Genomic DNA, 2,963 nt, shown 5'->3' on the forward strand with positions numbered 1-2,963 from the left:
TCATAGCAACCCCAGTCTCTGAGGGTAATGCCTCGGTTGTACCAAGCATTGAAAGCTTCTGGCTTAAATTCGATGGAGCGATCGAAGCTGTTGAGCGCTTCTTCGTAGCGACCTAACTTACCCAGCGCAATACCTCGGTTGTACCATGCCCAGTAGGCATCGGGTTGCAGTTTAACGGTACGATCGAAACTGACAACTGCTTTTTCAAAATTCCCCCAGTCACTGAAGGTAATACCCCGATTGTGCCAAGAATTAGCAGCATCGGGATTGAACTCCAGCGCTCGGTCGAAACTATTAATCGCATCTTCGTAGCGACCCAATTTACCCAGCGCAATGCCGCGATTGTGCCAAACCCAGGCTGTGTCCTGTTTAATTGCCAGCGCTTTATCAAAGCTTGAGAGTGCTTCCTCGTGGCGACCCAAGTTGCCTAGCGCTAAACCCCTCTGGCAGAGCGCGTTATGATAATCTGGTTGAAACTTGAGGGCGGTGTCAAAATTGGCGACGGCTTCTTCATATTTTTTAACCTCGCTCAGGCGCAATCCATGATGGAAAAAGAATTCGGCTTCAAGATTAGCAGTATGGCTCATAGAATCTGTCATCTGACTAGAGGATGATATGTTTTCTTTTAAGATTCCCAAAAACATATCACGATTCAACAACCAAACTGCAACTCCTAATTAACCGAGATTTAACCAGTAAAAGCGGGAAAAGAAGAGGAAAAAGTGATGTGTAGCACATTACAAGCTCTCAGCGCCCTAAAGATTGCCCACACATGGTTAGTGTGAGATAAAATCTCCTGTGCTAGAGCATAGGTCAAGTATTGGCCTATTGGTCTGAGAAAGCGGGTATCCTGGCTGCGAAAAGGGGAAATTTCGTTGTTACTATGACAAGAAACCCAACTTCTCCGATCGCTCGATCGAAAAAAAGGGGTTTCAAGGCCCAGCCAATCCAAAATCCTCTCATCCAAAATCGCTTGACCGATGCCCTAGAAGTCATCGAAAAATAAAAAAAATATGACCGAACCAACAGGCTCTGCTTATCGTATAGAAAAGGATTCTATGGGAGAACGGCAAATTCCTGCCGACGCCTACTATGGAATTCAAACCCTGCGGGCAACCGAAAATTTCCCGATCAGCGGCATAAAACCTTTACCCACCTACGTGGATGCCTGTATTCTGATTAAGAAGGCGACAGCTTTAGCCAACGGAGAACTCGACTGCATACCTAAAGACATAAGTCAAGCGATCGTACAGGCAGCTGATGAAGTCCTTAGCGGTAAATTCCGAGATCAGTTTGTTGTAGATGTATATCAAGCTGGTGCGGGAACATCGCACCATATGAATGTCAATGAAGTACTGGCAAATCGGGCGCTGGAACTGCTAGGCGATGAAAAAGGGAATTACAAGCGCGTCAGCCCTAACGATCATGTAAATTACGGACAGTCTACCAATGATGTGATTCCCACTGCGATTCGGATTGGTGGTTTGCTGGCTTTGGAAAGAACTTTGTTTCCAGCATTATCGGATGCGATCGCCGCATTAGACAACAAAGCAGAAGAATTTCAAGATATCGTCAAATCCGGCAGAACCCATCTACAAGATGCCGTACCGGTGCGGCTGGGGGAAAGCTTCCGCGCTTGGGCCCAGATTTTGACGGAACACTTAATCAGGATAGAAACGGCTTCTGGAGACCTAACTTTACTGGGTTTGGGCGGTTCTGCGGCGGGAACTGGCTTGAATACTCATCCCCAGTACCGCTACAAAGTGGCAGAAATTCTCGGAAAGCTAATCGACAAACCCCTGCAACCCGCACCCCATATGATGGCGGCGATGCAGAGTATGGCACCGTTTGTCTGTGTTTCCGGCGCTTTGCGTAACCTAGCTCAAGATTGCGTGAAAATGTCCCACGATTTGCGGTTGATGGATTCTGGGCCGAAAACTGGGCTGAAGGAAATTCAATTACCGCCAGTACAGCCGGGATCTTCGATTATGCCAGGAAAGTACAATCCGGTGATGGCGGAGATGACTTCGATGGTGTGTTTTCAGGTGATGGGTTACGATGGCGCGATCGCACTTGCCGCTCAAGCAGGACAATTAGAATTGAATGTGATGATGCCGCTCATCGCTTATAACCTCATTCACAGTATTGAAATTCTGGGTAATGCTTTGTCTGCTTTGACTCGCCAGTGTTTGGAGGGAATTAGTGCGAATCGCGATCGCTGTTCGTACTATGCTGAAGGTAGCTTAGCTCTCGTCACCGCTCTCAATCCCTACATCGGCTATCTTAATGCAGCAGCAGTTGCAAAAGAATCTCTGGCAACTGGCAAAACTCTGCGGGAAATTGTCTTAGAAAAAAATCTGATGAGTGAAGGAGAATTAGCGAAAGTTTTGGATTTGGAAAAAATGAGCGCGATGCCAACAGAAACTTAATTTTGTGGGGTGGGCATTGCCCACCTTAATCTGTCTTGGAAAACCTTAACCGTTGACAAGTTCGTAATCTTCTAAAGCTGCTTTTGCACCTGCTTCTATTATCAAACTCAAATCGCACCCGTATTCTCCGCTACAGCTAAACGAACCGAGTTCCAGTACGTAAAGTTCTCCTGCTGATTCGCAGATGTCCGCAGTGTAAAGAGATTCTGGATACCAGTTAATTTCCTTTAAAACTTTACTGAGATAGCTTTCTAGATAGCCTCCCTTAATAGTTTCATCAATTCTTTCTTCTCCCACGAGGTATAGAGAACCTGTGATAATTCGATCTTTGTAAACGAAGAATCTCCACTCTTTAGAGATCGATCGCTTACCGCTGACTAACACTAAAGTTGTCTCATCTGTTTTCAATTCGCTTCCCAAAGATTGTAGCGTATTCAAAACATTAATATTAAAAACTCCTGCGCGAAACGATTTCATGTTGCTATCGGGTCTTATAAACAATTCGCTATCAGATTGGAAATATTCCAGCACCTC

General features: G+C 45.8%; 4 protein-coding genes. 2 read left to right on the forward strand and 2 right to left on the reverse strand.

The window, feature by feature from the left end:
• Positions 1-599, reverse strand: a 599-nt coding sequence (locus H6S82_RS27030; RefSeq protein WP_191057019.1) for a tetratricopeptide repeat protein, incomplete at its 3' end; no start/stop codon positions are given.
• 284 nt (positions 600-883) lie between these two features.
• Between H6S82_RS27030 and H6S82_RS34180 the strand changes: the two genes are divergently transcribed.
• Complete coding sequence (locus H6S82_RS34180) at positions 884-1,006, forward strand: hypothetical protein (RefSeq protein ID WP_255512259.1); 123 nt, start codon at positions 884-886, stop codon at positions 1,004-1,006.
• 7 nt (positions 1,007-1,013) lie between these two features.
• Entirely contained in the window at positions 1,014-2,429 is a 1,416-nt protein-coding gene (locus H6S82_RS27035) for an aspartate ammonia-lyase (RefSeq protein ID WP_190467315.1), read from the forward strand.
• A 45-nt stretch (positions 2,430-2,474) separates the two neighbouring features.
• On the opposite strand, the gene H6S82_RS27040 is transcribed toward H6S82_RS27035, so the two are convergent.
• Positions 2,475-2,963 (reverse strand): ATP-grasp domain-containing protein (locus H6S82_RS27040; RefSeq protein ID WP_191057020.1); only part of this gene is annotated, 489 nt, incomplete at its 5' end.

This window comes from Planktothrix sp. FACHB-1355, from assembly GCF_014748295.1.
GTDB classification, from domain to species: Bacteria; Cyanobacteriota; Cyanobacteriia; order Cyanobacteriales; family Aerosakkonemataceae; genus Aerosakkonema; species Aerosakkonema funiforme_A.

What these genes read in the sequence shown, in the direction of transcription:
- H6S82_RS34180 (WP_255512259.1), top strand. Translation starts at nt 884, where the DNA reads ATGACAAGAAACCCAACTTCTCCGATCGCTCGATCGAAAAAAAGGGGT.
- H6S82_RS27035 (WP_190467315.1), top strand. Translation starts at nt 1,014, where the DNA reads ATGACCGAACCAACAGGCTCTGCTTATCGTATAGAAAAGGATTCTATG.